The 5,645-nt window shown below is 50.9% G+C and carries 5 protein-coding genes; 4 read left to right on the forward strand and 1 reads right to left on the reverse strand.

All coding sequences use genetic code 11. From position 1 onward, the window contains the following. Positions 1 to 760 precede the first annotated feature (760 nt). The 3 genes from GF404_00265 (at position 761) to GF404_00275 (ending at position 4,635) form a co-directional block, all read left to right on the forward strand. Positions 761 to 2,470: a T9SS type A sorting domain-containing protein gene (locus GF404_00265; GenBank protein MBD3380604.1), complete on the forward strand. Its 1,710-nt coding sequence runs from the start codon at positions 761 to 763 to the stop codon at positions 2,468 to 2,470. Between the two features lie 165 nt (positions 2,471 to 2,635). Continuing rightward, a complete protein-coding gene (gene lpoB, locus GF404_00270) occupies positions 2,636 to 3,232 on the forward strand; it encodes a penicillin-binding protein activator LpoB (GenBank protein MBD3380605.1) in 597 nt (198 codons plus the stop codon). 5 nt (positions 3,233 to 3,237) lie between these two features. Then, positions 3,238 to 4,635, forward strand: coding sequence for a hypothetical protein (locus GF404_00275; GenBank protein MBD3380606.1), 1,398 nt, complete (start codon positions 3,238 to 3,240; stop codon positions 4,633 to 4,635). Between the two features lie 4 nt (positions 4,636 to 4,639). On the opposite strand, the gene GF404_00280 is transcribed toward GF404_00275, so the two are convergent. Then, the gene (locus GF404_00280; GenBank protein ID MBD3380607.1) at positions 4,640 to 5,077 is read right to left on the reverse strand and encodes a hypothetical protein; all 438 of its coding nucleotides are present in this window, start codon (positions 5,075 to 5,077) and stop codon (positions 4,640 to 4,642) included. Between the two features lie 311 nt (positions 5,078 to 5,388). Between GF404_00280 and GF404_00285 the strand changes: the two genes are divergently transcribed. Continuing rightward, the coding region (locus GF404_00285) for a hypothetical protein (protein MBD3380608.1) at positions 5,389 to 5,645 on the forward strand (257 nt) is incomplete at its 3' end.

The following is a 5,645-nucleotide window of genomic DNA, read 5'->3' on the forward strand; positions in this document are numbered from 1 at the left end:
ATGCTGGCCTGAAGTAATCTTACCCAATGTAATCTTACAGCAGAAGCATCATGAAAGATCGGTTTGCGCTGTAGAAATTAAAGATCAAGTGTGACCTGAATGATGAATCCAAGACGATTTCTGCCGGTGAGTGTGAATTAACAAGCAACAAAAATCGGGTGCCTCATCAGCATAAGGGTTGCGTGTGCGCATATCGTGGGCATGGTGACCGAGATCGGTAGGTCTCCTCCGGATTTGGTGGGCTTTATATTGGATGACAATACTGATGCTGATGCCGGTTTTTGCACACATGCTCCCGCGCACTGAATGACTCTCATAGCCGTATGCGATCACGACAGATACCTGGGCAGACGTGACAGCCGTGCACAGAGTTGCGGCGCCAAAGCTCGAAATTTCCACATCATATAAAGAAAAAAATAATATATACGATCAGAAATAAGAAAAATACCCCCGGGTTTATAATCAAGGCTCGCCGTAACTCTGGTGTCATATCCGCAAGCAGGTGTTCGCATCACTCGAAGCTAGAGTTCTGAAATCCATGTTTAATCTGGCAGGAGCAACCGCACTCTTGCAAAAAACCAGTGTTTGTTCTGGCATGGGAGCATTGTTGTGAACACGTCTTCGAATGAGCGATTTCGGGGATGTTTCATCTCAATAAATCACAAAATCCCGTAAAGACGGGCTAAGTATCTGCCGAATTTAAAGATACAGTGTTAATCGGGAAATAATCGCTCAAATATCAAACAGGGGAGAGCTTCCCATGATAAAAACAGTTATCGCTCTTATCGCAACTTCAGTAATTATGCTGTCCGGATCAACCGGTCAATTGTTCTCAGACGAAGGCCATGTGGCACCCAGCCTGCCTCCTGTCGACACAACCGACCTTCCCGAAAATACCGGGTTTATACGTCCGACTTTGATTCGCGACCATATGGACTGGGACCAGCTCCCGCATGTTCCCGGCGCGACAGCCACCCGTTACGACTGGCGCGAGACCGGCAAGGTGACCTCGGTGAAAAACCAGTCCTCCTGCGGAGCCTGCTATTCATTCGCAAGCCTGGCCAACTTCGAATCAAAAGTGTTGATCGACAGCAGTGACTTATACGATTTCTCCGAAGACAATGCCAAGGAATGCAACTACTGGGAAACCAATCTTTCCGGAACCAGTTGCAGTGGCGGAAACTACGCTTTAATCGCAAACCTGCTCTCAAAAAAAGGTACGGTGCTGGAATCCTGCGATCCGTATGTCGCCAGCGATGTTTCCTGCAACAGCAGTTGCGATTACAAGAAGACCTTGCTCTCCTGGAGAGTGATCTCGACCGGTACTGTCCCGCCCACACAAACTTTAAAAGATTATATCTTCGCCTATGGGCCGGTTTACACTTCGCTTTATGCCGGCGACAGTGATGCCTGGGCGACCGAGTTTTCCGGCTATGACGGTAGCTATGTGCTCACTCATTCAGGCGGTTCCACCAACCACGCGGTTACGATCGTGGGCTGGGATGACACCCTGACTCACGCTCTCGGGACCGGTGCCTGGATCGTCAAGAACAGCTGGGGTTCGAGCTGGGGGGGGACCTGCGACTACGGTGCCGAGGCCGGATATTTCTATATCGCCTACGGTTCCGCCAATATCGGCCAGTACTCATCGTTTGTCGATGACTGGCAGAATTACGACCCCAACGGCGAACTTTTGTACCATGACGAATCCGGCCAGTCTCATTCCTGGGGGACCGGGAGCACGCCCACATACTGGGGTATGGCCAAGTTCAGCAGCGCTTCGGATGTGTATGTCAAACGAATTGAATTCTGGGCTCCGGCGCCTATGAGCGATGTCGACTTGTATGTGTATGATGACTTCAGCGGGGGAAGCCTGTCGAACCTGCTGTCATCGCAACTCAATAACAGCTTCAATGAATCCGGCTATTATTCGGTCGAGCTGGATTCTATGCCACAGGTTTCCGCCGGCGACAATTTCTACGTGGTGGCAAAATTCACCACTACCGGTTACGGTTACCCGGTGCCTGTGGATGGTTACGGTCCCTATACCGCTGGAAATACGTACACTTCATCAAATGGTGCAAGCTGGACCGAAATGGGTAACGCCACCCGTCCCTATGAAGTCGGGTTGCGGGCGAGAGTGTCGACTTCGCTGGTGGTATCGGCCGATGATGACGGCGAGAGGCTCCCGAAGGGATTCGATCTCGAGCACAACTACCCGAACCCGTTCAACCCGCAGACCACGATTCGCTATACGCTTGAATATCAGGCCGATGTCAGCCTGAGTGTCTACAACCTGCTGGGCCAGAAAGTGGCCACGCTGGTCGATGAAGTGCGTCCGGCGGGTGAGTATGAGACCGTCTGGAACGGCACAGACGATAGCGGTCAGCCGGTGGCGTCCGGTATCTACTTCTACCGACTCAAGGCAGACGATTATGAGGACTCCAAGAAGATGGTACTCATGAAGTAACTGTTTAGACATATTTTGCTTTTTTAAATAATACCGGGTCGCTGTAAACGATCCGGTATTATGTTTAGGTGTATAAAACTGTTTGAAACGGGAAAAAACATTATTATAGGTGATTCGTAAGATTTTACAGAATTCGAATCAAATAGAATATATGGAGGGTATCTGATGAAGAAGCTGATGCTTTTTGTGTTGGTTGCGGGTCTTGTTTTTTCATGCAGTTCACAGCGTGAGGTAACCCGTCTGGACCCGGAATCAACTACCGATTTGAGCGGTAAGTGGAATGAAACCGACGCTCGTCTGGTGGCGGAGGCTATGATTCAAGACTGCCTCAGCCGTCCCTGGCTGACCAATTTCGTGGCTGACAACGGCCGTAAACCGGTCGTAACCGTCGGGCGGATCCGCAACCGCACTTCGGAGCATATCGACATGGAGACATTCACCGCCGATTTTACAAGAGAGCTGATCAACTCCGGCAGTATCCGTTTCGTGGCCAACAAGTTCGAACGTGAGGACGTGCGCGATGAACGCTGGGATCAGGATGAGTTCGCCTCGGCTGAAACCCGCAAGAAACTGCGCGAAGAACTGGGAGCGGATTACCTGCTGATGGGTTCGGTCAAGTCGATCACCGACCAGCTCGAGGGCAAGAAGACTGTTTTCTACCAGACCGATTTGCAGTTGATCAATGTCGAGTCAAACGAGATAGTCTGGACCCAGCAGAAAGAGATCAAGAAAGGTATTTCGCAGGGTCGAACGAGGTGGTAGATTAGATGCGGCGCAAGCAGATATACTTGCGGGCGCTCGTGGTTCTGATATCTGCTCTGTTTGCCTGCGGATGCAGTTCGCTTTCGACCCGGACCGGTTTTTACGAGCCGATTGTCGAAGACCTGCGTGCGGGTGAATACGATTCCGCAGTTGTCCAGATAGAACTCGCCCGTGAGAAAAACAAGTATGCCGAGAAAGACCGTTTCCTGTATTATTTCGATCTCGGTTTGGCGCATCACTATGCCGGCAACTATGAACTCAGCAATAAGTGGCTGAGCGAGGCCGAACACGCCGCCGAGGAGTTGTTTACCAAGAGCATCTCGCGTGCGGCGGCATCGCTTCTACTCAACGACAATATCCTCGAATATGCCGGCGAGGATTATGAAGTCCTCTATACAAATCTGTTTAAAGCACTCAATTATTTACAGCTGAATCGCTTTGACGATGCCTTCGTGGAGATCCGTCGCGCCAACCTGAAGCTGGAGCTTCTGGAGATGAAGTATGCCGAAGCGGCCGATCAGATCCGCGAGAAGATGCGAGCGGACAGCGGCGCTGTCGATTTCGATTACGATTTCGAGAAAGTGCGTTTCAATAACAGCGCTTTCGCTCGTTACCTGAGCATGCATCTGTATGCCGCCGATGGTCTCTATGACGATGCTGAGCTGGATTACAACCTGTTTCGCGAGGCATACCTGACCCAGCCCCATGTCTACGAGTTCGATCCGCCCGAGATCAGCTTCACGACCGATCAGGACGGGCTTGTGAGCGTGGTCGCGATGACCGGTATGGCTCCGGTCAAGGAGGCACTCAACCTCAGGATCAGGACCGACAAGGATCTCGATCTGGTGCAGGTGCTTTATGATGATGCCGAAAATGAGGCGGAGTACGGTCATGTCTACCTGCCGATTTCCGAGGATTATTATTTCAAGTTCGCGATTCCGCAGATCGTCTACCGTCCCGGCCGGGTGTCGCAAATCGTCGTACTGGCTGATGATGAGAAGATCGGCCGGCTCCAGCTTTTGGAGGATGTTGGCAGTGTTGCCAGGGAGACTTTCGAGGCCAAAAAATCGATTATCTACTTTCGTTCTCTGGTGCGAGCGATTGTGAAGGGACTGGCGGCTCATGAGCTCAAGGAAAAAGCGGACACGGGTGGACTTGAAGGCTGGTTGAAAAAAGCGGCGATAGATATCGGGACGGATTTGATTGAAAATGCTGACCTGCGAGGGTCGAGACTGCTTCCGGGCGAGATCTATGCGGGAGATTTCAGTATTGCAGAGGGGGAATACGATCTAAAGATAAATTTCCTGGACCACGATGGCAACTTGATTGCCCAAAAAAGAATACACGACTACAGGATTGATGCCGGGCGTCTCTGCCTGATCAATGCTGTCTGCCTGAAGTGAAAAATCAGCCGGCTATTTCCGTAGTGGCCCGATGGTCCATCAGGTAGCTCTGCAGCCCGATGAAATCATAGGGTTGCATTTCCACGAAGCGAGCCGCGACCAGGTATCCGCCACCCTTTTTTTCTGTTCTGAGGACTTCGCCGGCGACCGATAACGGTTCGCAGTCGCCCTCGGCCCAGATCGCGTTGATCCCCGGATTGTAGCGGTTCCAGCCGTCGAGCAGGATATTCAACTCCAGAAGCGTCCCGAGCGGGAAATCTTCCTCTGCCTCGAACTGGATACCACCCATCGAGAGATTGCAACAGGATCCACTCACAAGGTTTCTGGTATCCATCCAGATATCCTTGCGCCTCGCGCTCAAATCAGATTTGAGGCAGACCCGTGGATGCCGTCGGCGATCATCTGAGGCCAGATAAGTCCCCTGGTCAGATTGACTTAACATATTTTACTCCCGATTCAGCGTAACTTCAGCGGATTTTCTTAGCTGTAAATATCGAAAACTATGAGTGGCTGATTTCAATTTACCAGCTCCCTCGCTGAAGTCAAGCAAAAATTAGTTATTATATATATCGGCAGGATTGTCAAATTGGTTTAGGGACAGGCTTATACGTGAAAGTGCCTTGTTGTTAAATACTTGACAAGCTACGGAAGCAATTTATATTTGTATTGGTCATGAAAATGATTCTGTCAGCACCAGCCGGAATTAGAAGGATACGGTAAATAAGATATTTATTTTTTGATGGAGGAGCCAGTATGAGGCGCGCACTGCTGTGCCTGGCCGTAATCCTGACCGTGTCTCGGTTGAATGCTGAAATATTCGATGTCCCCTCGGCCTACCCAACTATTCAGGAAGCGATTGATTCAGCTGTGGACGGCGATACTGTGCTTATCGCGCCCGGAACTTACTCCGGAGAGGGCAACACTTTTCTTCATACCGATGGCAAGGCTGTCACCATCACCTCGCAAAACGGGGCGGAAGCCACGATTATCGATTGTGACGGGGGAAGCGC

Source organism: Candidatus Zixiibacteriota bacterium (assembly GCA_014728145.1).
In the GTDB taxonomy this organism is placed as follows: domain Bacteria; phylum Zixibacteria; class MSB-5A5; order JAABVY01; family JAABVY01; genus WJMC01.